Raw genomic sequence first — 24,389 nt, forward strand, 5'->3', positions numbered from 1 at the left:
CCGGGTCGATCCGTACGACGAGGGCCGCCACAGTCTCCCGGCTGTGGCGGCCCTCCTCGCGTGCACAGCCGCGTACGGCAGGATGGCCGCCATGACGAGCGTGCACGAGGACCGGCCCGCACAGAAGACCGCAGAGTCAGTGGTGCGGCCCACGCAGCAGGACGAGATCGCCGCGACGGGCAGCGAGCTGATCGGTGGACCCATCGGGCGCTGGGCGCGCACCGGCGCGAGCCGGCTCACGCCGGTACGCGTCATCGCCCTGGTCGCGATCGGAATGTTCGCACTCGGCATGGTGCAGAAAATGCCCTGCTACGACTGGGCCTGGTTCCAGGGAGCCACCTCCCAGTACAACCACGCCTGCTACTCCGACATCCCGCACCTCTACGTCGGCCGTGGCTTCGCCGACGACCTCGTGCCGTACTTCGACCGGATCAACGGCGACATGCCGTACCTCGAATACCCGGTACTCACCGGGCTGTTCATGGAGGTCGCCTCCTGGCTGACGCCGCACGGCGGCGCCATGCAGCACCGCGAACAGGTGTACTGGATGGTCAACGCGGGCATGCTGATGATCTGCACAGCAGTCATGGCTGTCTGTGTCGCACGGACCCACCGGCGTCGCCCCTGGGACGCCCTGCTGGTCGCCCTCGCGCCGGCCTTCGCGCTCACCGCCACCATCAACTGGGACCTCTTCGCCGTCGCCCTGACCGCAGCCGCCCTGCTCATGTGGTCGAGGGGAAGGGCCCTGGCCTTCGGTATCCTCATCGGCCTCGCCACCGCCGCGAAGCTCTATCCCGTACTGATCCTCGGCCCGCTCATCGTGCTGTGCTGGCGCGCCGGGAAGCTGCGGGAGTGCCGGGTGGCCGTGTTCGGCGCCGCAGCGTCCTGGCTCGTCGTGAACCTGCCCGTCATGCTGCTCGCCCCCGAGGGATGGAAGAAGTTCTACACCTTCAGTCAGGAAAGGAATGTCGACTTCGGCTCCTTCTGGCTCATCATCACCCAGCGCACCGGCAAGCCGCTCGACATCGGCCACGTGAACACCTGGGCGATGCTGCTGGTCGTCCTGCTGTGCGGCGGCGTCGCGGTTCTCACGCTCACCGCCCCGCGCCGCCCGCGTTTCGCGCAGCTCGCCTTCCTCGTGGTCGCCGCGTTCATCCTGACCAACAAGGTCTACTCACCGCAGTACGTCCTGTGGCTCATCCCCCTCGCCGCCCTCGCCCGGCCGCGCTGGCGTGACTTCCTCATCTGGCAGGCCTGCGAGGTCATGTACTTCCTGGGCATCTGGATGTACCTCGCGTACACGATGAGCGGCGACAAACCCAAGGGACTGCCGCCCGAGGGCTACCAGTTCGCCATCGCACTGCATCTGCTCGGAACGCTCTACATCTGCGCGGTGATCGTGCGGGACATCCTCATGCCGGAACGGGACGTCGTGCGCAAGGACGGCTCCGACGATCCGTCGGGGGGTGTGCTGGACGGTGCCCGGGACGTGTTCGTACTCGGCCCCGCCGCCCGGTCGGCGCGGTACGCCGCACGCGACCACGAAGGTGCGCATGTCGAGTGGGGCAGCAGCGCGGCAGACGAATAGACACAGCGGAGGCGGGTTCCGGCAACCGGAACCCGCCTCCGCCGTGATGCTCTGCCGCCCGGCCCGTTCCCGGTCCGGCGGCCCGCTCGGTGATCGGTTCAGTGATCCACGAGGCGGTCGAACTGCGTTGTCGTATGGCGCAGATGGGCCACCAGCTCATCGCCCACCCTCGGCTCCTGCGCGTCCGAAGGCACGAAGAGGATCGACACCTGCATGTGCGGGGGCTCGGCGAACCAGCGCTGCTTGCCCGCCCACACGAACGGCGACAGGTTGCGGTTCACCGTGGCCAGGCCCGCCCGCGCGACACCCTTCGCACGCGGCATCATCCCGTGCAGGGCCTTCGGCGCCTCCAGGCCCACCCCGTGCGACGTACCGCCCGCGACCACCACGAGCCAGCCGTCCGAGGCGGTCTTCTGCTGCCGGTAGCCGAACCGGTCCCCCTTCACGACCTGCGTGACGTCCAGGACGGAACCCCGGTACTGCGTCGCCTCGTGATCGCCCAGCCACAGCCGGGTGCCGATCCGCGCACGGAACCGGGTCTGCGGGAACTGCTGCTGCAACCGCGCCAGTTCCTCGGCCCTCAGATGACTGACGAACATGGTGTGCAGCGGCAGCCGGGCGCTACGCAACCGGTCCATCCAGGCGATGACTTCCTCGACCCCGTCGGAACCGTCCGTACGGTCCAGCGGAAGGTGCAGCGCGAAACCTTCGAGACGTACGTCGTCGATCGCCGCGTGCAGCCGGCCCAGATCCGCCTCGGCGACACCGTGGCGCTTCATGGAGCTCATGCACTCGATGACCACACGGGCGCCCACCAGCGCGTGCACACCGTCGACCGAGGAAACGGAACGGATCACCCGGTCCGGCAGCGGCACCGGTTCCTCACCGCGCCTGAAGGGTGTGAGGACCAGCAGGTCACCGCCGAACGAGTCCTTCATCCGAGCGGCCTCGTACGTGGTGCCGACGGCGATGATCTCGGAACCGAAGCGCGTCACCTCGTCCGCGAGCCGGGAATGACCGAAGCCGTACCCGTTGCCCTTGCAGACCGGAACGATTCCCGGGAACTGATCGAGCACGGACTTCTGGTGCGCCCGCCAGCGCGCGGTGTCGACGTAGAGGGTCAGCGCCATGGCCGGACCGGAACCTTTCTCGGAGCTGCGGTGTATCTGAGGTATGAACGGGACGAACGTGATTGTGAACTGGCCGAACGGGACGACGGCATCATCATCCCTCTTAACGACGCGACATGTAGATGTCGAGCGCCTTGTGCAGCAGCTTGTTGAGCGGGAAGTCCCACTCACCGATGTACTCGACGGCCTCGCCGCCGGTGCCCACCTTGAACTGGATCAGACCGAAGAGATGGTCGGTCTCGTCCAGTGTGTCGGAGATGCCACGCAGGTCGTAGACAGTGGCGCCCATCGCGTACGCATCGCGGAGCATGCGCCACTGCATGGCGTTCGACGGGCGGACCTCCCGCTTGTGGTTGGCGGAAGCGCCGTAGGAGTACCAGACGTGGCCGCCGACGATCAGCATCGTCGCGGCAGCGACGTTCTCCCCCTCGTGACGGGCGAAGTACAGCCGCATCCGGTTGGGGTCCTCGGTGTTGAGGACCGACCACATGCGCTGGAAGTACGAGAGCGGGCGGGGCCGGAAGTGGTCGCGCTCCGCCGTGACCTCGTACAGGCGCTGCCACTCGGCCAGGTCCTCGTAACTGCCCTGGACGACCTCGACACCGGCCTTCTCGGCCTTCTTGATGTTGCGCCGCCACAACTGGTTGAAGCCCTTGAGGACATCATCGAGCGAGCGATTCGCCAGCGGCACCTGATAGACGTAGCGCGGTTGCACATCGCCGAAACCGGCGCCGCCGTCCTCGCCCTGCTGCCAGCCCATCTTGCGCAGCCGGTCGGCCACTTCGAAGGCACGCGGCTCGATGTGCGTCGCCTCGACATCGCGCAGACGCTTCACATCCGGGTTCTGGATACCCGACTTGATCGCAGCCGCATTCCACCGGCGGATGACGACCGGCGGGCCCATCTTCACCGAGAACGCGCCCTGCTCCTTGAGATGGGCCAGCATCGGCTGAAGCCACTCATTGAGATTGGGTGCGTACCAATTGAGGATCGGGCCCTCGGGGAGGTACGCCAGATAGCGCTTGATCTTGGGGAGCTGCCGGTAGAGCACGAGGCCGGCTCCGACGATCTGGCCGTCCTTGTCGAACCAGCCGAGGCTCTCCGAGCGCCACTCCGTCTTCACATCCGCCCACGCCGGGACCTGGCAGTGGCTCGCCGCGGGCAGACTCTGGATGTACGCCAGATGCTGCTCGCGGCTGATGGTCCTCAGGGTCAGGCTCATTCGGGGCGCTCCTCGGCAGGCGTGTCCCCATGGGTACAGGGGCGTCGGCTCTCCCGCCGAAGCCTACTGCGACCGAGAATCGCCCCGACTGGCCGTATGGGACAAGTGGTACGGACGCAGTTAGCCGCCGACCACACCACCGAAGAGACCACCGTGCGCCATGGCGATGAAGAAGCCCACCGCCGCGGTGCCCAGCCCGAGGATCACGATGAACCGTTCACGCGTGGTGACCGAGATGAACATCCCGTAGCCACCGGTGAGGATTCCCACCAGCCCGGCCCAGGAACTGAGCAGGTGCAGGTTGTGGAATATCGACGTGAAGACGGCCAGCAGACCGAGCACCAGGGTCACAGCGACCAGGGTGTCCTGCAGCGGGTGTGGTTTGCCGTCCGTGGCGAAGAGAGAGACCGAAGATCCGTGACTGTGTCGCGCTGCCTGAGCCATCAGGCACCTCCTGGCATAAGGCGGCGCACAGTAGCGCCGCACACATCCCACGCATAGAGATTCTGCCCCCTGACCGCCGGATTTCAACCGGAAGCGGGTCTGCGGGTAGTCTGTACGGTCTGCACCGGTGTCTGCCCAGGCCAGGTCGCAATCCCTCTCCCCGGTGAAAGTGGATTGTCAGTGGCTGCCGATACCGTTGCGTACGCATCACGACCCTCCTGCCACGGAACGACCGTGGCCGCTGAGTCCAAAGGAGGTGGGTTCCACATGCGTCACTACGAAGTGATGGTCATCCTCGACCCCGAACTCGAGGAGCGCGCTGTCTCCCCGTTGATCGAGAACTTCCTCTCCGTCGTCCGCGAGGGCAACGGAAAGGTCGAGAAGGTCGACACCTGGGGCCGTCGTCGTCTCGCTTACGAGATCAAGAAGAAGCCCGAGGGCATCTACTCGGTCATCGACCTGCAGGCCGAGCCTGCGGTCGTCAAGGAGCTCGACCGCCAGATGAACCTGAACGAGTCGGTCCTCCGGACCAAGGTCCTCCGCCCCGAGACCCACTGAGCAACTAGCTCAGTAGTCATCGGGTTCGAGTAGCAACAAGCAGCCCAGCAATCCCCGCCGAGAGGTTCACCCATGGCAGGCGAGACCGTCATCACGGTCGTCGGCAATCTCGTCGACGACCCCGAGCTGCGCTTCACCCCGTCCGGTGCGGCGGTCGCGAAGTTCCGTGTCGCGTCCACTCCCCGCATCTTCGACAAGCAGACCAATGAGTGGAAGGACGGCGATGGCCTGTTCCTCACCTGCTCGGTCTGGCGTCAGGCGGCGGAGAACGTCGCGGAGTCGCTTCAGCGAGGCATGCGCGTTGTCGTGCAGGGCCGGCTGAAGCAGCGGTCCTACGAGGACCGTGAGGGCGTCAAGCGCACGGTCTACGAGCTGGACGTCGAGGAAGTCGGCCCCAGCCTCAAGACGGCCACGGCCAAGGTCACCAAGACCACCGGCCGAGGCGGTCAGGGCGGCCAGGGTGGTTACGGCGGCGGTGGCCAGCAGCAGGGCGGCGGCAACTGGGGCGGAGCCCCCAGCGGAGGCCAGCAGGGCGGTGGCGGTGCACCCGCCGACGACCCGTGGGCCTCCAGCGCACCGTCCGGCGGTGGCCAGCAGCAGGGCGGGGGCAGCTGGGGCGGAAGCTCCGGCGGTTCCGGCTCGGGCGGCGGCTACTCGGACGAGCCGCCTTTCTGAGGCAGCTCGTACCCCACTTCTTGATCACACAGGAGAAACACCATGGCGAAGCCGCCTGTGCGCAAGCCTAAGAAGAAGGTCTGCGCTTTCTGCAAGGACAAGACCCAGTACGTGGACTACAAGGACACGAACATGCTGCGGAAGTTCATTTCCGACCGTGGCAAGATCCGTGCCCGCCGCGTTACCGGCAACTGCACGCAGCACCAGCGTGACGTCGCCACGGCTGTCAAGAACAGCCGTGAGATGGCGCTGCTGCCCTACACGTCCACTGCGCGATAAGGGAAGGGTGACCGAAAAATGAAGATCATCCTCACCCACGAGGTCGCTGGCCTCGGTTCCGCCGGTGACGTCGTTGACGTCAAGGACGGTTACGCCCGCAACTACCTGGTCCCGCGTGGTTTCGCGATCCGCTGGACCAAGGGTGGCGAGCAGGACGTGGCGCAGATTCGCCGCGCCCGCAAGATCCACGAGATCGCGACCATCGAGCAGGCCAATGAGGTCAAGGCCAAGCTCGAAGGCGTGAAGGTCCGCCTGGCCGTTCGCTCCGGCGACGCCGGCCGCCTCTTCGGTTCCGTCACTCCGGCCGACATCGCCTCGGCGATCAAGGCTGCCGGTGGTCCCGTCGTCGACAAGCGTCGCGTCGAGCTCGGTTCGCCGATCAAGACCCTGGGCGCCCACCAGGTGTCCGTGCGTCTGCACGCCGACGTTGCCGCGAAGCTCGGCATCGAGGTCGTCGCCGCGTAATCGCTGCGCTCGGCAGAGCATGGAAAGGGCCGCACCCTCCGGGGTGCGGCCCTTTCGCCGTTTCACGTGAAACACGCACCGATGGCCAGCGTTTGTTGGTCTGCTCGCTGGTCGGCCGGCAGAACGTCGCGTCGCTCGACCGTGAGCCGACAGTGCTCAGCGGGTGGCGCCGGTGACGATCCAGCGGCCCGAGCGGGCCCGCAGCCAGAGCGTGATCATCCGTACCGCCATCATCAGAGCCATCGCCCACCACAGTGCGGTCAGCCCGCCGCCCATCGCCGGTACCAGGAGTGCCACAGGGGCGAACACGGCCAGCGTCACTACCATCGCTCCCGCCAGATAGCGCCCGTCGCCCGCGCCCATGAGCACGCCGTCCAGGACGAAGACGATCCCTGAGACCGGCTGGGTCACGGCCACGACCAACAGCACAGGGAGCAGAACGTCCCGTACTGCTTGGTCGCCGGTGAAGAGCGGAACGAAGAGTGGGCGGGAAGCCACCACCAGTGCGCCCAGTACTACTCCGGAAGCGATCCCCCACTGCACCATGCGGCGGCAGGCCTGTCTCGCGCCCTCGGTATCGCCCGCCCCCAGATAGCGGCCGATGATCGCCTGCCCGGCGATGGCGATCGCGTCCAGAGCGAAGGCGAGCAGACTCCAGAGCGAGAGGACGATCTGGTGCGCCGCCACATCGGTGTCACCGAGGTGGGCCGCCACGCCGGTGGCGGTCATCAGGACGGCGCGCAGCGAGAGCGTGCGGACCAGCAGAGGCACTCCGGCCTGGGCGCAGGCCCGTATCCCGGCAGTGTCCGGCCGCAGCGAGGCACCGTGCTTTCTCGCCCCTCGTACGACCACCATCAGATAGACCGCGACCATGGCGAACTGGGCGATCACCGTGCCCCAGGCGGATCCCGCGATGCCCAGACCGGCTCCGTAGACGAGTGCTGCATTGAGTGCGGCGTTGGCGGCGAAGCCGCCGATCGCGACGTACAGCGGAGTCCGGGTGTCCTGGAGGCCGCGAAGAACCCCGGTTGCTGCCAGGACCACCAGCATCGCGGGGATGCCGAGGCTGGAGATGCGGAGGTAGGTGACCGCGTAGGGGGACGCGTCGGCCGAGGTTCCGAAGAGGCCCACCAGCCAGGGCGCGGTGGGCATGACCACGGCGATGACAAGGGCGCCGAGCAGCAGGGCCAGCCAGATGCCGTCCATGCCCTGGCGGATGGCGGCCTGGAGGTCTCCGGCTCCGACCCGTCGGGCGACGGCCGCCGTAGTGGCGTAGGCCAGGAAGACGAAGATGCTCACGGCGGTGCTCAGCAGGGCTGCCGCGACGCCGAGGCCCGCCAGTTGGGGGGTGCCGAGGTGGCCGACGATGGCACTGTCGACCATGACGAAGAGCGGCTCGGCGACAAGAGCGCCGAAGGCGGGGACGGCGAGCGAGATGATCTCGCGGTCGTGTCGTCGTCGGCTCGGCTTGGACGCCGTGGGGGCCAGTGTCATGGGGGTCAATCTAATCTTCCACAGGTAAGAGATGCAATGTGTCTGCAACCCTTACTGAAGATCCCGCTTCGGCTCTTGTCGTGCGCTGTTTGTCGTGATCTTGGTCCAGTCGGGAAAGTTTTTCTCTCCCACAGCCAGTGGACGATGAAAGTGCAGGTCAGGGTGGTGGTGAGGGTGGTGCTATGACTTTGTCCACAGCGCTGTCCCCCGAGCCGTGCACAGGTTTCGGCGAGTTACCCACAGCATGTGGTCCTTCATCCACAGGCCCTGTGGATAACAAGATTGGCTGACGGTGTCTGCGGGCCTAACGTGGACCGGCGCCCGACGCGCCGTTCGCGGAGTCGGGCCCCTTGTTTGTCGGTGCCGTGCCGTAAGAAAGAGTGGCATGGCTAGGTCCGCGGAGCGGACGGGAGGAGGCGGCCCGGTGAGCATTCCCGAGCCCTTGGACGACCCCTGGGCTGAGACCAGTCCGGGTGATCGTCTGCCCGTCTCCCGGCAGCGTCGTGGTGACGGCGGTGGCGGACGTGAACAGCACGACCGGGACCGTGAAGGCGGTTCCTGGGAGGGGGGCTCTCCCGCGTTCGAGCGGGTGCCCCCGCAGGACATCGACGCCGAGCAGTCCGTGCTCGGCGGCATGCTGCTCTCCAAGGACGCCATCGCCGATGTCGTCGAGGTCATCAAGGGCCAGGATTTCTACCGTCCCGCGCACGAGACCGTCTACCAGGCCATTCTTGACCTCTACGCGAAGGGCGAACCGGCCGACCCGATCACGGTCGCCGCGGAACTGGTCAAGCGTGGCGAGATCAAGAAGGTCGGCGGGGCGCCGTATCTGCACACCCTCGTCCAGTCGGTTCCGACGGCCGCCAACGCCGAGTACTACGCCGAGATCGTCCATGAGCGGGCGGTCCTGCGCAGGCTCGTCGAGGCCGGTACCAAGATCACGCAGATGGGATACGCGGCCGACGGGGATGTCGACGAGATCGTCAACTCCGCCCAGGCCGAGATCTACGCCGTCACCGAGCAGCGGACCTCGGAGGACTATCTGCCGCTCGGCGACATCATGGAAGGGGCACTCGACGAGATCGAGGCGATCGGTTCGCGCAGCGGCCAGATGTCCGGGGTGCCGACCGGTTTCACGGACCTGGACGCGCTGACGAACGGACTGCACCCGGGCCAGATGATCGTCATCGCGGCGCGCCCCGCCATGGGTAAGTCGACGCTGGCACTGGACTTCGCGCGGGCCTGTTCGATCAAGTCCGGACTGCCGAGTGTGATCTTCTCCCTCGAAATGGGGCGCAACGAGATCGCGATGCGTCTGCTGTCGGCGGAGGCGCGAGTGGCGCTGCACCACATGCGGTCGGGCTCGATGACGGACGAGGACTGGACGAGGCTGGCGCGGCGGATGCCGGACGTCACCGCCGCTCCGCTGTTCATCGACGATTCGCCGAACCTGTCGATGATGGAGATCCGTGCGAAGTGCCGGCGGCTCAAGCAGCGGCAGGATCTGAAACTGGTCGTGATCGACTACCTGCAGCTGATGCAGTCCGGTGGGTCACGGCGCCCCGAGAGCCGCCAGCAAGAGGTCTCGGACATGTCGCGAAACCTGAAGCTGCTGGCGAAGGAACTCGAAGTTCCGGTCATCGCGCTCTCGCAGCTGAACCGTGGCCCCGAGCAGCGTACGGACAAGAAGCCCATGGTGTCCGACCTGCGTGAATCGGGTTCGATCGAGCAGGACGCGGACATGGTGATCCTGCTGCACCGTGAGGACGCGTACGAGAAGGAGTCGCCGCGAGCGGGCGAGGCGGACCTGATCGTGGCCAAGCACCGTAATGGCCCGACGGCGACGATCACGGTGGCGTTCCAGGGCCATTACTCGCGGTTCGTGGACATGGCGCAGACGTGACCCGCTGTTGCTGCAGGTTCTCGGATCCGTTTTCTTTTCTCGTCCGGGGATGTCCACCGGGTGTCCATTAGGACCTGGAGGGGAGAACTGTGCCTCTCCTGTCGCTGACCGAGGAAGCCGCGACTACCGGGCCCGCCCCGGCTTGATCGCCGGGGCGCTGAGCTCCTCTTCCAGGTACTGACGGAAAGGGGCGGTAGGCGGTGAGCCCGACCATGCCCACGGCTGTCAGGGCACGGTGACGACGATCTTGCCCGCGCGCATGGCCGGTGGCGCTGACGTCGTGAGCCGCGGCGGGTCTCCTTCAGCGGGAACGCGGCGTGCAGCGGGACGGTGAGGCGGCCTTGGCCGGCGAGATCGGATGCCAGTGGCTGCCCAGCCCGGCGACTCCCCTGCTTCGGAGCGGGAGAACCGCGCTCCGTGTCGGGCGGCGTAGAAGTCCGCGATGGTCACACGCGATGCGGATCGCCGGCGATGGCCACCAGTTCGGCCAGAGTGCCCTTACCGGCCGCGTCCAGAACCACGTCGACGCCGCGTCGGAACCAGTGGGGCAAGGCGATCGACCCTCCCGTAGGCGACCGGTGCGACGCCGAGTTGGTCGAGGAAGCAGTGGTTCCAGGGCCTCCAGTACCCGCATGGCCGTGAACACGGGCTAACTCCGCATACGTGGCGAGTCGTTCAGCGGGAGAGCTTGAAGTCGCTCACCTCTGCGGCACTGTCAGATTCCCGCTGCTTCTCGTCCGGTGAAGAACTTGATCACCTCCTGGGGCGTGGGGTTGTGGGCGACCGCGGCCGTGGCCGCGGCGCTGCGGGGGAACAGCCCTCGTTCGTACTCGGTGAGGGCGGTTTCGATGTCATCGGGGTGTGCGGCGAGGGCCTCGCCGAGTTCGGCGCCGTCCTGCATGGCCAGGCTGGCGCCCTCGCCGTTGGGGGTCGAGAGGTGGGCGGCATCGCCGAGCAGGGTCACTCCCGGCACCCGGTCCCAGCGCTGCCCGATCGGCAGGGCGTGCAGGGGGCGCAGGACCGGCGCGGTATCGCCGGCGGTGATCAGGGCGGTGAGTTCCGGTGCCCAGCCGTCGTACTCCTCCGCGATCCGCGCGGCGGCTGCGGCGGCATCGGTGAAATCGATGGTCTCGAACCAGTCCTGTGGCTTGGTCAGCGTGATGTAGGTGTGGAGGGTCCCGCCCCTCTCCCTGTGCGCCACGAACCACTTCCCGTTCCCGTCCAGGTCGAGCGCGACAAGCGTCCCGTCGCCGACCGCCTTCGCGGTGGCCGGGTGTCGGGTGTCGGCGTCGTGCAGTGTTGACTCGACGAAGGACCGGCCGACGTATGCGGGCGTGGTGTCGGAGAGCAGCGGTCGCACTCGTGACCATGCACCGTCCGCGCCGACCAGCAGGCTCGTGACGACGGCGGTGCCGCCTGCGAAGGTCACCTCGTGACGGCCTTGGGTGAGGGCGCGGACGCCGGTGGCCGCGTGGCCCCATCGGACGGTGCCGGCGGGGAGTGAGTCGAGCAGGATCTGTCGCAGTTCGCCGCGCTGTACCTCGGGACTTCCGCCCGTGCCGTCGTCGGCCTTGTCGAACAGGACGGTCCCGTCTCGGCCGAGGATCCGTATAGCTTGGCGGCCCTCCAGGACGATGCCGCGGAACTCGTCCGTCAGACCGGCAGCCTTGAGGGCGAGTTGGCCGTTGCGGTCGTGGATGTCGAGCATCCCGCCCTGCGAACGCGCCGTCGGGGAGGACTCCGCCTCGTGGACCGTGACGGGGATGCCGTGGAGGTGCAGGACGCGGGCCAGGACGAGGCCGCCGAGTCCGGCGCCGATGATCGTGACAGGAGTGTGCATGAAGCTCCTTGCTTGTCGTCCGTCCGCCGGGTGGGTCCGGGCAGGATCGCTGGAAGGAAGGCGGCTTGCCGGGCTGTGCCCTCGGGCAGGAAACGGCTCAGACGACGATCACCCGGCGCCCGCGTGTGTGACCGGCCCGGCTGTCGATGTGCGCGGCCGCGGCCTCGGCGAGCGTGTACGAGTTCTCGACCGGGATGTGGAGCTTTCCCCGTGCGATGAGGCCGACGGCCTCGGCGAGGGCTTCCGGTACGTTCCCGGTCACGCCGGAGTACCGGACACCGTGCTCCGGCGCGCCGAGATCGGCGATGGAGATCACCTTCCGCGGGTCCCCGGTCAGTCCGACGAGTTCGCGGATCACGCCGGAGCCGGTCAGATCGAGCGCTGCGTCGACACGGCCGAGCTGCCGCACCCGCTCGACCCAGCCCTCGCCGTACGTCGTGGCGAGGGCACCCAGGCTGCGCAGGTAGTCCTGGTTCGCGGCTCCGGCCGTGCCGATCACCGTGATGCCGCGGTCGCGGGCGATCTGCAGTACTGCCGATCCGACGCCCCCGGACGCTCCGCTGACCAGCAGCGTCTGGCCGGGCCGCACACCTGCCTGGCGGATGATGCGCAGCGCGGTCTCCACCACGGAGGGGTATCCGGCCGCCTCTTCGAAGGTCAGCCCCTCGGGCATCCGGGCCCAGGCCGACAGCACGGCGAACTCGGCATAGGTGCTTGAGCCTCGCCCGAACACGTGGTCGCCGACCTCGACTCCTTCGACGCCCTCGCCGGCCTCGTCCACCACCCCGGAGGCGTCCTGCCCGACTCCGGCGGGCAGGACGACCGGGCGGACCTTCTGGAACTGGCCTTCACGGATTCTCCAGTCGACGGGGTTCACGCCCGCAGCCCGCACGGCGACGCGTATCTGGCCGGGGCCCGCGTGGGGCTCCTCGGCGCCTTCGAGGCGGAGAACGTCGGGACCGCCGAACTCGGCGAAGCTCACTCTCTTCATGCGGTCGACCGTAGCACTAACGGTTATTGTTTAGAAACGGTTACTCCTTTGGATTTGATAGTGTCAGCGGCATGACCGAGCCGCCCGGACGCCGTGAGCGCAAGAAGGCCGCGACCCGGCAGAAGATCGCCGACACCGCCCTGCGGCTCTTCCTGGATCGCGGGTACGACGCGGTGGGCATCCGCGATGTGGCCGCCGAGGCCGACGTGGCCGTCACCACGCTCTTCTCCCACTTCGCCTCGAAAGAGGCCCTGGTGTTCGAGCAGGACGACAACTTCGAGCAACGCCTCACGCAGGCGGTCACCACCCGCGCGCCGCACGAACCGCTCATTCCCGTGCTGCGCCGCGAGATCCAGGAGATGGTCCGGCACTGCACGGCGGACGGCACCGTCCCGATCTACCGCATGATCGACGAGTCACGTGCCCTGCGGGAGTACGAGGAGTCGATGCGGCTGCGTCATGCGGAGGCGCTGGCAACGGCCATCGCTGCCGATCCCGGCCTGTCACAGACCACGACGGCCTGCCGGACCATCGCGAGGTTCGTGATCGACGCCTATTCGCTGGCCCGTGAGGCGGACGATCCGCAGGCCGCGGTGGACGAGATCTTCCAGATGGTCGAGGCGGCCTGGGAAGTCACCTGACCTACCACTCTGCGAGCATCGCCCGCGAGATCAGGTCCGGTCCGGTGGTGCGCCGTCGAGACTTGTCGGTGTGCGGGCTGCCTGCCGGGTACGGGGTCGACCGGGACCGGATCATCGGGTAGGTCTCGACCATGACATCTTCGGATTCCTTTACAGATCTCCTCCCCGGTACCCGGCGGGCTCTCCTGCACCGGGTTGCCACGGCTCAGTCCAAGGGGCGTGCGCCGTCGCTGGTGGGGGCGGTGATGCGGGACGGACAGTTGGTGTGGTCGGGGGCGCGCAGCTGCGTGGACGGGCACGCGCCGGACGCGGACACGCAGTACCGGATCGGCTCGATCACCAAGCCGTTCACGGCCGTGGCGGTGATGCGGTTGCGCGACGAGGGGCTGCTCGATCTCGCGGACCCGCTGGAGAAGCACCTCCCGGGCACCGGTGTGGGCGCGGTGACGATCGCTCAACTCCTCGGTCACACCGCCGGTCTGGCGGCCGAGACGCCGGGCGAGTGGTGGGAGCGTTCGTCGAGCGAGCTGCGGCCGGAGCTGGCGGATGTGCTCGGTGAGGGTCCGCCGCTGCATCCGGCGGGGCGGCGCCATCACTACTCCAACCCCGGATACACGCTGCTCGGCGCGGTGGTGGAGGCGCTGCGCGGTGAGACCTGGGCGGAGGTGGTGCGGCGGGAGATCTGCGTACCGCTGGGGATGGACCGTACGACTGCGCAGCCGCAGGCACCGCATGCCGGGGGATGGGCGGTGCATCCGTGGGCGGATGTGATGCTGCCCGAGCCGTCGGAGGACCTGGGGCTGATGGCAGCCGCGGGGCAGTTGTGGTCGACGGCCGCGGATCTGTGCCGGTTCGCCGCGTTCCTGGCCCAGGGCGACGACCGGGTGCTGAGCGCGGAATCCGTACGGGAGATGCGCGCGCCGGCGGCTGCGCCGGAGGCCGGTCAGTGGGACGGCGGCTACGGCTTGGGGGTGCAGCTCGTCCGCCGTGACGGCCGGACACTCGTCGGGCACACGGGCTCGCTGCCCGGGTTCACCGCCGGGCTGTGGGTGTGCGTCGAGGACGGTGTGGCCGGGGTGGCGCTGGCGAATGCCACATCGGGGGCCGATACCCCGTCGGTGGCCGCTGATCTCGTTCGGATCGTCGCGGACGCGGAACCGGGACTGCCGCAACCGTGGCGCCCGCTCCCGGAGATGGACGCGGAGCTGCTGGAGCTGGCCGGGCCCTGGTACTGGGGGACGACGGTGGCCGGTCTGCGGCTGGTGGCGGACGGCGGGGTGGAGTTCGGCCCGCTGGCGGGCGGCGGGCGGAGTTCCAGCTTCCGTGCGGAGAAGGACGGGACCTGGACGGGGCTCGACGGCTACTACGCGGGGGAGACGCTGCGCGTCGTACGGCGGGACGGCAAGGTGAGCCATCTGGATCTGGGTTCCTTCGTGTTCACCCGGCAGCCGTACGAGCCCGCGTCGGTGGTGCCGGGCGGCGTCGACGAGGGAGGCTGGCGCGGCCTTCCCCGGTAGTGCGACAAGGGCTGCGGCAAAGGCTGCGGCAAGGGCCCGGATCAGCGCTCTCGATGTGCGGATCCGGGCCCGGTCGGCCGGCCCGCGATCCGGCGTCCTGGGCGCTGTGCGTCCAACAGGTCAGCTCGTCAGTTCCCGTTCCAGCGGAGTCCGGAACCGCGGCGTGATCCGGGTGTCCCCCACCCACTCCGACAGCCGCGCCGCCTCCACTCCGATCGCCGCCACGGCCTCCTGGCCCGGATCCGTCAGCAGGCGCCACACCACTTCGCCGTCGGCGCGCTGTGCCCACCCGCCGATGATCTTGCCGTTCCACCACACGGTCGGGCCGATGTTGCCCGCGCGGTCGAAGAGGGCCGAGCGGTGCTCCGCGTCGAGGTGGAACGTGCGGTCCGCCCAGCCCATGGCGCTGGGGTCGAGGGCGGGCAGCAGGGCGGCCCAGGGTTCGACAGGCGGTTCGGGAGCGGTGTCGCCGGGGACGACGAATCCGCTTACCCCGTCGTCGAGTTGGACTTCCTCCGCGTCGATCACCGCGAGCGCTCTGCGGCTGTCCGTCAGGGTCCACCCCGTCCACCAGGCGAGGTCCGCCTCGGTGGCCGGTCCGTACGAGTGGAGCCAGCGGCGGGCCACTTCCGCCTTGGCCTCGGGGACCGGGACGGCGGGCCAGGGGGTGGCGGCCGTCCAGCGGAACTGGCTCGATGTCCAGGAGCCGCGGGGGCGGTCGCGACGGATGTGGCCGTCGGCGGCGAGGAGGCGGATGATACGGGACGCGACGCCCTGTTCAGCCTGCCATTTCTTGCCGGGGAAGACCGTGATCTTCGTGCGCAGCGCGGGGACGGCAGCGGAGAGTTCACTCCCGGTGGCGGCGCCGCGGGTGGTGAGCGCGGCGAGTGTCGCGGCCTCGGTCTCGGCGAGCCAACGTTCGTCGAGGTCCCCGCTGTCGTCCGCGAGGTGTTTGAGGAACGTTCTGCGCTCCTTGGCCGCGATGGCGCGTGCGGTGGACGCGTCGACGTGCGGGGCGACCTCTCGCGACATGGCGAAGAGCGTGTTGCGCAGCGAGAGGAGCCGGACGAGGGCGACGTCGTCGTACAGGGCCCGCTCGACGGTGGCGGAGTCGGCGTCGGTCAGCCGTGCGCAGACGGAGAGGTAGAGGGTCGCGGCGTCGGTGGCGTGCAGGGCGACGACGGCGTCCGCGGCTTCGACGGGGGTGGTGGCCCGTGCGGAGGGGACGAGGCGGTGACGGCGGCCCAGACGGGTGCGGCGCTGTTCGTTGCTGATCCGGTGCATGGGCCCTGGTCGTCCGTTCCGTGGGTGCGGTCTTCGGTGGTGCGGCTGTGTGGGTGTGCGGCCGGGGCGACGTGCGGCCGTGCGTCCGTGGTTCGGTGGGCCGGTGCCACGGGCCGGGCCGCAGCCCGCTGGCCTTCGCCGGCCTTCGCCGGCCTTCGCCGGTCCGGCTCAGAGCTGGAGTTTGAAGCCGAGGTGCGTGGCGGTGAAGCCGAGCCGTTCGTAGAAGCGGTGGGCATCGGTGCGGGTGGTGTCGGAGGTCAGCTGGACCAGCCGGCAGTTCTGGCTGCGGGAGGTGTCGACAGCCCACTCGATGAGCCGGGTGCCGAGACCGCTGCCGCGTTCGTCGGCATGGACGCGTACGCCTTCGATGAGGGCGCGGGTGGCGCCCCGGCGCGAGAGGCCGGGGATGACGGTGAGCTGAAGGGTGCCGACGACGCGCCCTTCGCGTACGGCGACGACGAGGTGCTGGTGGGGGTCGGCGGCGATCCGTCGGTGGGCCGCGGTGTACGGGGTGAGGTCGTCCGGGGATTCGCGCCGGGCGCCGAGGGGGTCGTCGGCGAGCATCGCCACGATGGCCGGGATGTCGTTCTCGTCCGCGCGGCGGATCTCCAGGTCGCTCATGGTGCGGAGGCTACTCGGGCGTGGGGTGCGTCCGCACGGGTCGGGCGGTCGGCCTGAGTTCCTCGACGGCCCTGACGAGCGGGGAGAGTTCGGGGTTCCGGGCGGCCTCGGTGAGGGCTTCGCCCAGTGCGGCGGTGTGGGTGGGGCGGGCCTCGCCGAGAAGAGCGAGTCCGGCCTCGGTGACGTCCGTGTAGATGCCGCGCCGGTCGGTGTCGCAGAGGTAGCGGGTGAGCAGCCCGCGGTCCTCCAGCCGGGTGACCAGCCGGGTGGTGGCGCTCTGGCTGAGCACCACGGCGTCGGCGACCTGCTTCATCTGGAGGTGGCCGCCCGGCCCGTCGTGCTGGCGGCTGAGCACGTCGAGGAGGGAGTACTCGCGCACGCTGAGCCCGTGGCCGCGCTGGAGGGCCTTCTCGGTGTGGGCCTCGATGCGGCCGTGCAGCAGGGAGAGGGCGCACCAGCCGTGGGCGAGGGTGGTGAGTGCGGGGTCGGTCGCTGGCATGGGTGTTCTCCTCCGTCGTCCTGCGCCCCGGCGCGGCTGAGATCCAGGATAGGACATAACCGCGATAGTCGGCGCTTGCAATTAATCGGCGCCTGCAAGTATTGTCTGCGCAAGTAAAGCGCTTCTGCAATCAATCAAGCTGTGCTTCCTCTGAAGGTGAAGACCCCATGCCACTCGCGCTCCTCGCCCTGGCCATCGGGGCGTTCGGTATCGGAACCACGGAGTTCGTGATCATGGGGCTGCTGCCTCAGGTCGCGGCCTCCTTCCAGGTATCGATCCCCACGGCCGGGTTCCTCGTCACCGGGTACGCCCTGGGGGTCGTCGTCGGTGCCCCGCTGATGACCGTGCTGGGCACCCGCATCTCCCGCAAGAACATGCTGATGCTGCTGATGGGCCTGTTCATCGTCGGGAATGTCGTCTCCGCGACCGCGCCGGTCTTCGGCGTGATGCTGGCCGGGCGGATCGTCGCCTCGCTCGCGCACGGGGCGTTCTTCGGCATCGGCTCGGTCGTCGCCGCGGGCCTGGTCGCACCGCACAAGAAGGCGGGCGCCATCGCGATGATGTTCACCGGGCTGACCCTGGCCAATGTCATCGGTGTACCGCTGGGCACGCTCATCGGCCAGGACATCGGCTGGCGGCTGACGTTCCTGCTCGTCGCCGGGCTCGGTGTCCTGGGGCTGGTCGGCGTTGCCAGGCTCGTACCGGAGCAGCCCAGGCCGGAGGGCGTACGGCTGCGCCACGAGATCGCCGCCTTGCGTGATGTGCAGGTGCTGCTCGCGATGGCGATGACGGTTCTCGGGTTCGGCGGGGTGTTCGCGGCGATCACTTACATCTCCCCGATGATGACCACGGTCGCGGGGTTCTCGGAATCGGGCGTCACGTGGCTGCTGGTGCTCTTCGGTCTCGGAATGGTCGGCGGCAATCTGATCGGCGGCAGGTTCGCGGACCGGGCGCTGATGCCGATGCTCTACGTGTCACTGGGCGGACTGGCGCTGGTGCTGGCCCTGTTCACGCTCACCGCGCACGACAGGATCGCGTCGGCCGTCACGATCTTCCTGATCGGCGGGCTCGGGTTCGCGACCGTCCCGCCGCTGCAGAAGCGGGTGCTGGACCGAGCGGCGGGCGCACCGACCCTGGCCTCCGCCCTGAACATCGGTGCCTTCAACCTCGGCAACGCGCTGTCCGCCTGGCTCGGCGGGATCGTCATCGCGGCCGGACTCGGCTACACCGCCCCCAACTGGGTCGGTGCGGTACTCGCCGGATCGGCACTGGTCCTCGCGCTCGTCTCCGGCGCACTGGAGCGACGGAGCCGTTCCACGCACCCTTCCGGTACGGAGACGGCGGCCGAGCAGTCACCGCTGACCGAGCAGTCACCGCTGACCGAGCAGGTCGAGCCGGCCGGGCAGACCGGGCAGCGGCCCGCGGTACCCGCGCACCACTGACCTGCCGATCGGTCCGGCTCCCGGCTACCCGGCGGCCACGGTCAGGGGTGCGAAGCGCCGGGTCCAGTCGCCAGGAAGGTCGGGGATCTTGTGCACCATCACCACGGTGGAGCCCACGGGCTCCAGGCCGCTGTTCTTGAGCCAGTCGAGGAGTTCGTCGTGACGGACGTCGATGTCGGAACGCAGCGGGCGCTCGGTGCCCGCAGCGAGTGAGGCGATCAGAGCCTTCGCCGTCGCTGTGTCGCGGGCGATCAGCGGGCCGACCACATGGGTGTCCATGTTGGGCCAGGCCGCCGCGTAACCGGTGATGCCGTGGGCGTCCTCGGCGACCCGGAGCTGGTCGGCGAAGGCGGGCAGCCGCGTGATCATGTGGGTGCGGTCCTCGCCGAACACCTCACTGTCCAGGCGCACGATCACGGGCAGGTCGCTCGCCGTGGCCGGCCGGGTGGCCACCGTCGGCGCCGGCCCGTGCGGCTGGAAGCGGCCAAGGACCCGCGTGGCCTTGCCGGTGGTCTTGAAGCCGAGCTGTTCGTACAGCGGCTGTCCGGACTCGGTGGCGTACAAAGTGAGTGCGGTGTCCTGGAATTCAGCGATCGTGTGCTGCATCATGCGCCGTCCGACGCCTTGCCGGACGTACTCCTTGGCGACCAGGAGCATGCCGATGGCGGCGAGCCCGGGGCCGTAGGAGGTGACCACACACGCGCCCGCGAGCCCGTTGCCGCCCGGCGCGTCGATGCCGTAGCCCGTTCCCGCCGTGAGCAACAGGCCCCACTTGTGCTCCTCGCGCGGCCAACCACGGTTCTCGGAGAGGTCCGCACAGGAGACGAGGTCGTGGGTGGTCAGACGGCGGATGGGCAACGCGTCGAGGGGTGAGGGCATGGGGGTCAGGCTCGCTGATGTGCGGGTGCTCCGTCCACCGTTTTCCGTGATGTTTGACGGTTCTTCTCCCCACGCCTCTTCTCCCCCCACCGGGTCAGGCCCCACGGCTTCAGCACGGAGATCGCCGTCATGAAGAAGTACGCGGTGGAGGCGACGACGGGGGCGGCGACCAGGCTGTGGTGGGGGATTCCGGAGTCGGCTGCCGCGTCGATGGTGGGGCGGAGGGCGAAGGTCGAGGCAGTGACCGTGACGAGGGTCAGCCAGAACTTGATCCAGACCCAGTGGTAGCGGGCCAGGCCCCAGCGCGTACCGAGGGAGAGAACCACACCGGAGATGAGGGTGAGCAGGGCGATGGGGACGACCAGCCAGTCGCCGAAGACCTTCATGGAGCGGTACGCAGCCTGCGTCATGGCCGCGCTGTCGCAGGTGTACGCCGTGATGCCGAGCGCGAGCAGCCCCACGGTGAGGCCCAGCCAGCCCACCGAGACGGCGACATGGATCACGAGGGCGCCCCGGCGTACGGGACGGGTCAGAGGTTTCACGTGAAACACGGTGTCGTGCTTCGGCCGTTCCGGCGTCCGACAGGGGGAGTAACCGGCTGTACTAGCCTCGGCGTACATGACACGTCTGCATCTCTTCGACCTCGACGGAACGCTCATACGCGGTTCGGCCGCGCCGGTGGAGATCTCCCGGCAGCTGGGGCTGCTGGACGAGATCGGCGTGCTGGAAAGGGAGTTCGTCTCGGGCCGGATCGGCCCGCCGCAGTACGCGGTGCGGGTCCATGCCCTGTGGTCGGGGCTGACCGTGGACCACGTGACGGCTGCCTTCGAGGCTGCGCCGTGGCTCGCCGGGATCCGGGAGGTCTGGCGGGAGATCCGGGAGCGCGGCGACTACTGCGCCGTCATTTCGCTCTCGCCGTCGTTCTTCGTGGAGCGGCTGCTCGGCTGGGGCGCGCACGCGGCACACGGCTCGCGCTTCCCGGACGTGCCGTTCACACAGCCGGTGGACCCGGCGGGGATTCTCAGCGCGGCGGCGAAGGTACGGATCGCGGACCGGCTCTGTACGGAGTTCGGCGTCGGGCGGGCGGACTGCGTCGCGTACGGGGACTCGATGTCCGACGTGGAGCTCTTCGCCGCGGTGCCGGAGTCGGTCGCGGTGAACGCGGACGGCCGGCTGGCGGGGCTGGCCACGCACCGCTACGCGGGCGGAGATCTGCGCGAGGCGTACGGGCTGCTGGCCGAGGGCTGACGACCTCACCCGCGACAGCGAGCGGGCGGCGGGCGCCGACTGCCTCAGCCCAGGTCGGGTGCCTGCAGCGCCCGTACGCCTTCGATGTTGCCGTCGAGGTAGTGCCGGAGCGAGAGCGGTACGAGATGGACGGCGGCGATGCCGACCCGGCTGAAGGGGACCCGGACGATTTCGTAGTCGCCGCAGGGCTTCTCGATCTCCGGCCCGTGCCGCAGAGCCAGGTCCATCGATGCCAGGCGGCAGACGAAGAAGTGCTGGACCTTCACGCCCGCCACTCCGCCGTCGTCGGGGATGTGCTCGACGGTGTCGACGAAGCAGGGAACCACATCGACGATTTTGGCGCCGAGTTCCTCGTCGACCTCGCGGTGCAGGGCTTCGACGACGGTGGAGTCCTCGGCCTCGACCCCGCCGCCGGGGGTCACCCAGTACGGGTCCACGCCGGGCTTGGTCCGCTTGATCAGGATCAGATGGTCGCCGTCGAGGAGGACGGCGCGGGCGGTGCGCTTGACCACTGGACGTTCGGTCATGGAAGGAGATTGGCCCGCGGACACCCCTCTGAAACGCATCTCCCACAGCAGGAGGTCCCTTCAGGACCAGTCGGCGGCAGCCCGTAACAGCCATTCATGGGCACGGGCCAGGTGCGGGAGGGCCAGAGTGCCGGTGCGCACGGTGAGGAAGTAGGTGCGCAGCGGCGGCACCGGAGGGCTGAGCAGAGCCGTCAACCCGCCCCGTTCCAGGGCCTCCTCGCACAGATATCGCGGCAGTACGGCCAGCCCGGCGTCTGCGGCGACGGCCTGCAGGACAGCGCGCAGGTCGGGTGTGACGACGGCCCCCGTGGCAGCCGGGCGGGTATCGAACACGGCGGCCCAGTAACGGGAGACGAGAGGCAGCGACTCGTGGACGTCCACCACCGGCAGGTCTTCGAGTACGGAGGGTCCCTCGCGCAGCAGTGTGCCGGGGCCGATGCGGGCGGCCCAGCGGGGCGAGGCGACCAGGACGTGCTCCTCGTCGCAGAGGGCGGTCGCGGTGAGCAGCCCGCCGCGTGGCCGGACCGTGGTGACCGCCAGATCGTGGTGTCCGGCGGCCAGCCCGTCCAGCGTCTCTTCGGCATGGCCGAAAGAGGCCCGCAAGGCGATGCCCTGCGGAACGAGAGGCGTGAGCGCGGGCAGAGCGCGCAGCGCGACGAATTCGGGAGGCCCCGCGAGATGCAGGGTGCGCGGGCCCGCCTCTTCGTCGAGGCCGGTCCCGGTGATCTCGACGAGGGCGTCCAGGTGCGGAGCGGCGCGGTGGGCGAGTTCGTCACCGATGGTGGTCGGGGTGACCCCGCGGGCCCGTCGCAGGAACAGTGGGCGGCCCAACTGCCGTTCCAGGGTGCGGATCTGGCTGGTCACCGCGGGCTGGGAGAGACCGAGGAGCGCTGCGGCCCGGGTGAACGATCCGGCCCGGTGCACGGTGACGAAGGTGCGGAGCAGGGCGAGGTCCATGGCCGTGCCCTCCTGTCTGGCTGCGTCGAAGGCATCCCCGCCCGGGTACAACTATAAATATGTCGATAGGTCCCTGTCGCTCCTGTGATTGGACACTGACGCTGGGTCAACTAGCCTTGTCCGGACGGTTCTTCGCGCGTGGAACCGGGACGGTCCGAGCCATGAGGGGGGAGGCTCGGACCGTCCGTCGCGCGTAGCCGGGCTACGGAGCGGGCTGCTCCGGCCTGGCCTCGTCCAGCGCCCGCAGTACGTCGGCCACCAGATCCGCGGTGTCCTCGACGCCCGCGGAGAAGCGGACGAAGCCTTCCGGCACGGCGTCGCCGCCCCAGCGCCCCCGTCGCTCCGCGGTGGAGCGCACGCTGCCGAAGCTGGTCGCGTCGTCGACCAGGCGCAGTGCGTCCAGGAAGCGTTCGGCGTGCTCGCGGTCGGGCAGCACGAACGAGACCACGCAGCCGAAGCGGCGCATCTGCCCCGCCGCCGTCCGGTGCGCGGGGTCCGACGGCAGTCCGGGATGGCGCAGTCCGGTGATCTCCGTGCGCTCGCCCAGTGCCTCGGCGAGCGCCAGCGCGTTCGCCGACTGCCGGTCCGCGCGCAGCTGGATCGTGGCGAGCGAGCGGTGCGCGAGCCAGGCCTCCATCGGTCCGGGGATCGCCCCGACCACCTTGCGCCACTTCCTGACCCGGGCGGCGAGCTCCGGGTCGCGGCAGGTCACGTAACCGAGCAGGAGGTCCCCGTGTCCGGTCAGGCCCTTGGTGCCGCTCGCCACGGCGAAGTCCGCGCCGAGATCCAGCGGTTGCTGCCCGAGCGGTGTCGCGAGGGTGTTGTCGACGGCGACCAGCGTTCCGCCCGCGTGCGCGGCAGCCACGAGCCGCCGTACGTCGCAGACGTCGAGACCCGGGTTGGACGGGGTCTCGATCCACAGCAGCCGGGCGCCGTCCAGCACGCGCAACTGCGCGTCGCCACCGGTCGGCGCGGTGCGCACCGTGATGCCGTACGCCTCCAGCTGTTCGCGTACGAGCGGCAGTGCCTGGTACCCGTCGTCGGGGAGGACCACCGTGTCCCCGGCGCGGGCCTGGGAGAGGAGGACCGCGGAGACCGCTGCCATGCCGGAGGCGAAGGTGATCGTCTCGGCGGGCTCCCGGGGGGACTCCAGCTCGCTGATGGCCGCTTCCAGGTGCGTCCAGGTCGGGTTGGTGTCGCGGCCGTAGGTGTACGGCCCTATGGGTTCGCCCGGCAGGTGGTAGTGGGCGGCGAAGACCGGCCCCGGCAGGGTCGGTTCGTACTTGACCGGCGTGGGCAGCCCGGCCCGTACCGCGCGTGTTCCGTCTCCGGCGGCCGTCCCGGGCATCTCGGGCGTCGTGGTCATCTCAGTCCTCGTCGGGCAGGGCGAGGTTCATCGCCCACGAGACGATCGAGATGATCAGGCCGCCCAGAACAGCCGTCCAGAAACCGTGGACGTGGAAGGCGAGGTTCAGCGTGCCCGCCAGCCAGGAGGTCAGCAGCAGCATCAGGGCGTTGATCACCAGCGTGATCAGCCCGAGGGTGAGGATGAACAGAGGGAAGGAGATCAACTTCACGATCGGCTTCACCACGAAGTTCACCACGCCGAAGACCAGCGCGACGATGACCAGCGTGACGGCCTTGCGACCGGTGGAGTCGCCCCCCAGCGTGATGTCCTGGAGTAGCCAGACAGCTACGAACAGGGCCGCGGCATTGGCGACCGTCTTGACTACAAAATTCTTCATGTGTCTGATCGTGGCAGACACGATCGGTACGAGTGCAGGGGCTGAAGAGCGATGAAAGCATTCCGGCTGGACGAACTGGAGGCGGAGCGCGCTGCCAACGACGGCGCGTATCTGCAGTTCCTGCGCGAACGGAACATGTCGGTCGGGCTGTACGCACTGGACGCGGGCGGGACCGACCGGCAGCAGCCGCACGGACAGGACGAGGTGTACTTCGTGGTCAGCGGCCGGGCCTCGATCACCGTCGGGACGGAGACGACCGAGGTCGCGCGCGGCGGTGTGGTGTACGTACCGGCCGGGGTGGCGCACAAGTTCCACCACATCTCGGAGGACCTGCGGGTTCTCGTGGTCTTCTCTCCGCCCGAGGGCTGAGGACCGGCCGGGATCTCCCGGAGTCCCGTAGGGGGAGGCTCAGGGGAGTTCAAGGGCTGCGAGGCCCCCGC

Annotated in this window: 27 protein-coding genes and 1 pseudogene; 11 read left to right on the top strand and 17 right to left on the bottom strand. The window is 68.9% G+C overall.

Features of this window, described 5'->3' with window-relative positions; all coding sequences use genetic code 11:
* Positions 1-91 precede the first annotated feature (91 nt).
* On the top strand, positions 92-1,588 hold the full coding sequence (locus OG709_RS18255) for a glycosyltransferase family 87 protein (RefSeq protein ID WP_250302335.1): 1,497 nt from the start codon (positions 92-94) through the stop codon (positions 1,586-1,588).
* A 98-nt stretch (positions 1,589-1,686) separates the two neighbouring features.
* On the opposite strand, the gene OG709_RS18260 is transcribed toward OG709_RS18255, so the two are convergent.
* From OG709_RS18260 to OG709_RS18270, 3 genes are all read right to left on the bottom strand, one after another.
* Positions 1,687-2,718, bottom strand: coding sequence for an alanine racemase (locus OG709_RS18260; RefSeq protein WP_250302334.1), 1,032 nt, complete (start codon positions 2,716-2,718; stop codon positions 1,687-1,689).
* Between the two features lie 103 nt (positions 2,719-2,821).
* Positions 2,822-3,940: a lipid II:glycine glycyltransferase FemX gene (locus OG709_RS18265; RefSeq protein WP_250302333.1), complete on the bottom strand. Its 1,119-nt coding sequence runs from the start codon at positions 3,938-3,940 to the stop codon at positions 2,822-2,824.
* Between the two features lie 120 nt (positions 3,941-4,060).
* Complete coding sequence (locus OG709_RS18270) at positions 4,061-4,384, bottom strand: hypothetical protein (RefSeq protein ID WP_250302332.1); 324 nt, start codon at positions 4,382-4,384, stop codon at positions 4,061-4,063.
* A 267-nt stretch (positions 4,385-4,651) separates the two neighbouring features.
* Between OG709_RS18270 and rpsF the strand changes: the two genes are divergently transcribed.
* The 4 genes from rpsF to rplI all read left to right on the top strand — a co-directional run bounded on the left by rpsF (position 4,652) and on the right by rplI (position 6,361).
* Positions 4,652-4,942 carry a 30S ribosomal protein S6 gene (gene rpsF, locus OG709_RS18275; RefSeq protein ID WP_215093090.1) on the top strand — a complete coding sequence of 97 codons (291 nt, stop codon included), beginning with the start codon at positions 4,652-4,654 and terminating at the stop codon, positions 4,940-4,942.
* Between the two features lie 72 nt (positions 4,943-5,014).
* Entirely contained in the window at positions 5,015-5,617 is a 603-nt protein-coding gene (locus OG709_RS18280) for a single-stranded DNA-binding protein (protein ID WP_250302331.1), read from the top strand.
* A gap of 42 nt (positions 5,618-5,659) precedes the next feature.
* Complete coding sequence (gene rpsR / locus OG709_RS18285; protein WP_003967857.1) at positions 5,660-5,896, top strand: 30S ribosomal protein S18; 237 nt, start codon at positions 5,660-5,662, stop codon at positions 5,894-5,896.
* Positions 5,897-5,914: 18 nt separating this feature from the next.
* Positions 5,915-6,361, top strand: a complete 447-nt coding sequence (gene rplI, locus OG709_RS18290) for a 50S ribosomal protein L9 (protein WP_250302330.1) — start codon at positions 5,915-5,917, stop codon at positions 6,359-6,361.
* 156 nt (positions 6,362-6,517) lie between these two features.
* Here the strand turns inward: rplI and OG709_RS18295 are convergent, their stop codons facing one another.
* Positions 6,518-7,855 (bottom strand): MATE family efflux transporter, encoded by a 1,338-nt coding sequence (locus OG709_RS18295; RefSeq protein ID WP_250302329.1) that lies wholly within the window; start codon positions 7,853-7,855, stop codon positions 6,518-6,520.
* Positions 7,856-8,240: 385 nt separating this feature from the next.
* On the opposite strand from OG709_RS18295, the gene dnaB reads away from it, so the two are divergent.
* Positions 8,241-9,758 carry a replicative DNA helicase gene (gene dnaB, locus OG709_RS18300; RefSeq protein WP_329166957.1) on the top strand — a complete coding sequence of 506 codons (1,518 nt, stop codon included), beginning with the start codon at positions 8,241-8,243 and terminating at the stop codon, positions 9,756-9,758.
* 225 nt (positions 9,759-9,983) lie between these two features.
* On the opposite strand, the pseudogene OG709_RS36090 reads toward dnaB, so the two are convergent.
* The 3 genes and pseudogenes from OG709_RS36090 to OG709_RS18310 form a co-directional block, all read right to left on the bottom strand.
* A pseudogene (locus OG709_RS36090) lies at positions 9,984-10,370 on the bottom strand (zinc-binding dehydrogenase); the annotation flags it as partial.
* A gap of 103 nt (positions 10,371-10,473) precedes the next feature.
* Positions 10,474-11,598, bottom strand: a complete 1,125-nt coding sequence (locus tag OG709_RS18305; RefSeq protein WP_250302327.1) for an FAD-dependent oxidoreductase — start codon at positions 11,596-11,598, stop codon at positions 10,474-10,476.
* A 97-nt stretch (positions 11,599-11,695) separates the two neighbouring features.
* A complete protein-coding gene (locus OG709_RS18310; protein WP_329166960.1) occupies positions 11,696-12,589 on the bottom strand; it encodes an NADP-dependent oxidoreductase in 894 nt (297 codons plus the stop codon).
* Between the two features lie 71 nt (positions 12,590-12,660).
* Between OG709_RS18310 and OG709_RS18315 the strand changes: the two genes are divergently transcribed.
* Positions 12,661-13,230, top strand: a complete 570-nt coding sequence (locus OG709_RS18315; protein ID WP_250302325.1) for a TetR/AcrR family transcriptional regulator — start codon at positions 12,661-12,663, stop codon at positions 13,228-13,230.
* A 1-nt stretch (position 13,231) separates the two neighbouring features.
* On the opposite strand, the gene OG709_RS18320 is transcribed toward OG709_RS18315, so the two are convergent.
* Positions 13,232-13,363 carry a hypothetical protein gene (locus OG709_RS18320; RefSeq protein ID WP_284348578.1) on the bottom strand — a complete coding sequence of 44 codons (132 nt, stop codon included), beginning with the start codon at positions 13,361-13,363 and terminating at the stop codon, positions 13,232-13,234.
* Here OG709_RS18320 and OG709_RS18325 point away from each other — a divergent pair.
* Positions 13,362-14,747, top strand: coding sequence for a serine hydrolase domain-containing protein (locus OG709_RS18325; RefSeq protein ID WP_250302324.1), 1,386 nt, complete (start codon positions 13,362-13,364; stop codon positions 14,745-14,747). The two genes, OG709_RS18320 and OG709_RS18325, sit on opposite strands and share 2 nt — an antisense overlap.
* 120 nt (positions 14,748-14,867) lie before the next feature.
* Here the strand turns inward: OG709_RS18325 and OG709_RS18330 are convergent, their stop codons facing one another.
* The 3 genes from OG709_RS18330 to OG709_RS18340 all read right to left on the bottom strand — a co-directional run bounded on the left by OG709_RS18330 (position 14,868) and on the right by OG709_RS18340 (position 17,151).
* Entirely contained in the window at positions 14,868-16,031 is a 1,164-nt protein-coding gene (locus OG709_RS18330) for a winged helix DNA-binding domain-containing protein (RefSeq protein ID WP_329166964.1), read from the bottom strand.
* Positions 16,032-16,199: 168 nt separating this feature from the next.
* On the bottom strand, positions 16,200-16,652 hold the full coding sequence (locus tag OG709_RS18335) for a GNAT family N-acetyltransferase (RefSeq protein WP_266641821.1): 453 nt from the start codon (positions 16,650-16,652) through the stop codon (positions 16,200-16,202).
* Between the two features lie 10 nt (positions 16,653-16,662).
* On the bottom strand, positions 16,663-17,151 hold the full coding sequence (locus OG709_RS18340; protein ID WP_266641820.1) for a MarR family winged helix-turn-helix transcriptional regulator: 489 nt from the start codon (positions 17,149-17,151) through the stop codon (positions 16,663-16,665).
* 167 nt (positions 17,152-17,318) lie between these two features.
* Between OG709_RS18340 and OG709_RS18345 the strand changes: the two genes are divergently transcribed.
* Positions 17,319-18,593 (top strand): MFS transporter, encoded by a 1,275-nt coding sequence (locus OG709_RS18345; protein ID WP_266641818.1) that lies wholly within the window; start codon positions 17,319-17,321, stop codon positions 18,591-18,593.
* Positions 18,594-18,617: 24 nt separating this feature from the next.
* On the opposite strand, the gene OG709_RS18350 is transcribed toward OG709_RS18345, so the two are convergent.
* Positions 18,618-19,472 (bottom strand): GNAT family N-acetyltransferase, encoded by an 855-nt coding sequence (locus tag OG709_RS18350; RefSeq protein ID WP_329166968.1) that lies wholly within the window; start codon positions 19,470-19,472, stop codon positions 18,618-18,620.
* 5 nt (positions 19,473-19,477) lie between these two features.
* On the bottom strand, positions 19,478-20,014 hold the full coding sequence (locus OG709_RS18355) for a DUF2269 domain-containing protein (protein ID WP_266641814.1): 537 nt from the start codon (positions 20,012-20,014) through the stop codon (positions 19,478-19,480).
* A 76-nt stretch (positions 20,015-20,090) separates the two neighbouring features.
* On the opposite strand from OG709_RS18355, the gene OG709_RS18360 reads away from it, so the two are divergent.
* Positions 20,091-20,720: an HAD family hydrolase gene (locus OG709_RS18360; RefSeq protein ID WP_266641812.1), complete on the top strand. Its 630-nt coding sequence runs from the start codon at positions 20,091-20,093 to the stop codon at positions 20,718-20,720.
* Positions 20,721-20,764: 44 nt separating this feature from the next.
* Here OG709_RS18360 and OG709_RS18365 read toward each other — a convergent pair whose 3' ends face one another.
* From OG709_RS18365 to OG709_RS18380, 4 genes are all read right to left on the bottom strand, one after another.
* Entirely contained in the window at positions 20,765-21,247 is a 483-nt protein-coding gene (locus OG709_RS18365) for an NUDIX domain-containing protein (RefSeq protein ID WP_266641810.1), read from the bottom strand.
* A 60-nt stretch (positions 21,248-21,307) separates the two neighbouring features.
* Positions 21,308-22,204, bottom strand: coding sequence for a LysR family transcriptional regulator (locus tag OG709_RS18370; protein WP_250302315.1), 897 nt, complete (start codon positions 22,202-22,204; stop codon positions 21,308-21,310).
* A gap of 202 nt (positions 22,205-22,406) precedes the next feature.
* Positions 22,407-23,570 carry a cystathionine gamma-lyase gene (locus OG709_RS18375; protein WP_266641808.1) on the bottom strand — a complete coding sequence of 388 codons (1,164 nt, stop codon included), beginning with the start codon at positions 23,568-23,570 and terminating at the stop codon, positions 22,407-22,409.
* Position 23,571: 1 nt separating this feature from the next.
* Complete coding sequence (locus OG709_RS18380) at positions 23,572-23,949, bottom strand: phage holin family protein (RefSeq protein ID WP_250302313.1); 378 nt, start codon at positions 23,947-23,949, stop codon at positions 23,572-23,574.
* A gap of 51 nt (positions 23,950-24,000) precedes the next feature.
* Between OG709_RS18380 and OG709_RS18385 the strand changes: the two genes are divergently transcribed.
* A complete protein-coding gene (locus OG709_RS18385) occupies positions 24,001-24,318 on the top strand; it encodes a cupin domain-containing protein (RefSeq protein ID WP_250302312.1) in 318 nt (105 codons plus the stop codon).
* Positions 24,319-24,389 lie beyond the last annotated feature (71 nt).

The organism is Streptomyces sp. NBC_01267, from assembly GCF_036241575.1.
Classification (GTDB): domain Bacteria; phylum Actinomycetota; class Actinomycetes; order Streptomycetales; family Streptomycetaceae; genus Streptomyces.

Excerpts from the sequence above, each read along its gene's own strand:
- OG709_RS18255 (WP_250302335.1), top strand. The coding sequence starts at position 92 with ATGACGAGCGTGCACGAGGACCGGCCCGCACAGAAGACCGCAGAGTCA.
- OG709_RS18320 (WP_284348578.1), bottom strand. The coding sequence starts at position 13,363 with ATGGTCGAGACCTACCCGATGATCCGGTCCCGGTCGACCCCGTACCCG.
- OG709_RS18310 (WP_329166960.1), bottom strand. The coding sequence starts at position 12,589 with ATGAAGAGAGTGAGCTTCGCCGAGTTCGGCGGTCCCGACGTTCTCCGC.
- dnaB (WP_329166957.1), top strand. The coding sequence starts at position 8,241 with ATGGCTAGGTCCGCGGAGCGGACGGGAGGAGGCGGCCCGGTGAGCATT.
- OG709_RS18280 (WP_250302331.1), top strand. The coding sequence starts at position 5,015 with ATGGCAGGCGAGACCGTCATCACGGTCGTCGGCAATCTCGTCGACGAC.
- OG709_RS18270 (WP_250302332.1), bottom strand. The coding sequence starts at position 4,384 with ATGGCTCAGGCAGCGCGACACAGTCACGGATCTTCGGTCTCTCTCTTC.
- OG709_RS18370 (WP_250302315.1), bottom strand. The coding sequence starts at position 22,204 with ATGGACCTCGCCCTGCTCCGCACCTTCGTCACCGTGCACCGGGCCGGA.
- OG709_RS18265 (WP_250302333.1), bottom strand. The coding sequence starts at position 3,940 with ATGAGCCTGACCCTGAGGACCATCAGCCGCGAGCAGCATCTGGCGTAC.
- OG709_RS18305 (WP_250302327.1), bottom strand. The coding sequence starts at position 11,598 with ATGCACACTCCTGTCACGATCATCGGCGCCGGACTCGGCGGCCTCGTC.
- OG709_RS18375 (WP_266641808.1), bottom strand. The coding sequence starts at position 23,570 with ATGACCACGACGCCCGAGATGCCCGGGACGGCCGCCGGAGACGGAACA.
- OG709_RS18360 (WP_266641812.1), top strand. The coding sequence starts at position 20,091 with ATGACACGTCTGCATCTCTTCGACCTCGACGGAACGCTCATACGCGGT.
- OG709_RS18340 (WP_266641820.1), bottom strand. The coding sequence starts at position 17,151 with ATGCCAGCGACCGACCCCGCACTCACCACCCTCGCCCACGGCTGGTGC.
- OG709_RS18345 (WP_266641818.1), top strand. The coding sequence starts at position 17,319 with ATGCCACTCGCGCTCCTCGCCCTGGCCATCGGGGCGTTCGGTATCGGA.
- OG709_RS18315 (WP_250302325.1), top strand. The coding sequence starts at position 12,661 with ATGACCGAGCCGCCCGGACGCCGTGAGCGCAAGAAGGCCGCGACCCGG.
- OG709_RS18260 (WP_250302334.1), bottom strand. The coding sequence starts at position 2,718 with ATGGCGCTGACCCTCTACGTCGACACCGCGCGCTGGCGGGCGCACCAG.
- OG709_RS18380 (WP_250302313.1), bottom strand. The coding sequence starts at position 23,949 with ATGAAGAATTTTGTAGTCAAGACGGTCGCCAATGCCGCGGCCCTGTTC.
- OG709_RS18350 (WP_329166968.1), bottom strand. The coding sequence starts at position 19,472 with ATGCCCTCACCCCTCGACGCGTTGCCCATCCGCCGTCTGACCACCCAC.
- rplI (WP_250302330.1), top strand. The coding sequence starts at position 5,915 with ATGAAGATCATCCTCACCCACGAGGTCGCTGGCCTCGGTTCCGCCGGT.
- OG709_RS18335 (WP_266641821.1), bottom strand. The coding sequence starts at position 16,652 with ATGAGCGACCTGGAGATCCGCCGCGCGGACGAGAACGACATCCCGGCC.
- rpsR (WP_003967857.1), top strand. The coding sequence starts at position 5,660 with ATGGCGAAGCCGCCTGTGCGCAAGCCTAAGAAGAAGGTCTGCGCTTTC.
- OG709_RS18330 (WP_329166964.1), bottom strand. The coding sequence starts at position 16,031 with ATGCACCGGATCAGCAACGAACAGCGCCGCACCCGTCTGGGCCGCCGT.
- OG709_RS18295 (WP_250302329.1), bottom strand. The coding sequence starts at position 7,855 with ATGACACTGGCCCCCACGGCGTCCAAGCCGAGCCGACGACGACACGAC.
- OG709_RS18325 (WP_250302324.1), top strand. The coding sequence starts at position 13,362 with ATGACATCTTCGGATTCCTTTACAGATCTCCTCCCCGGTACCCGGCGG.
- rpsF (WP_215093090.1), top strand. The coding sequence starts at position 4,652 with ATGCGTCACTACGAAGTGATGGTCATCCTCGACCCCGAACTCGAGGAG.
- OG709_RS18385 (WP_250302312.1), top strand. The coding sequence starts at position 24,001 with ATGAAAGCATTCCGGCTGGACGAACTGGAGGCGGAGCGCGCTGCCAAC.
- OG709_RS18365 (WP_266641810.1), bottom strand. The coding sequence starts at position 21,247 with ATGACCGAACGTCCAGTGGTCAAGCGCACCGCCCGCGCCGTCCTCCTC.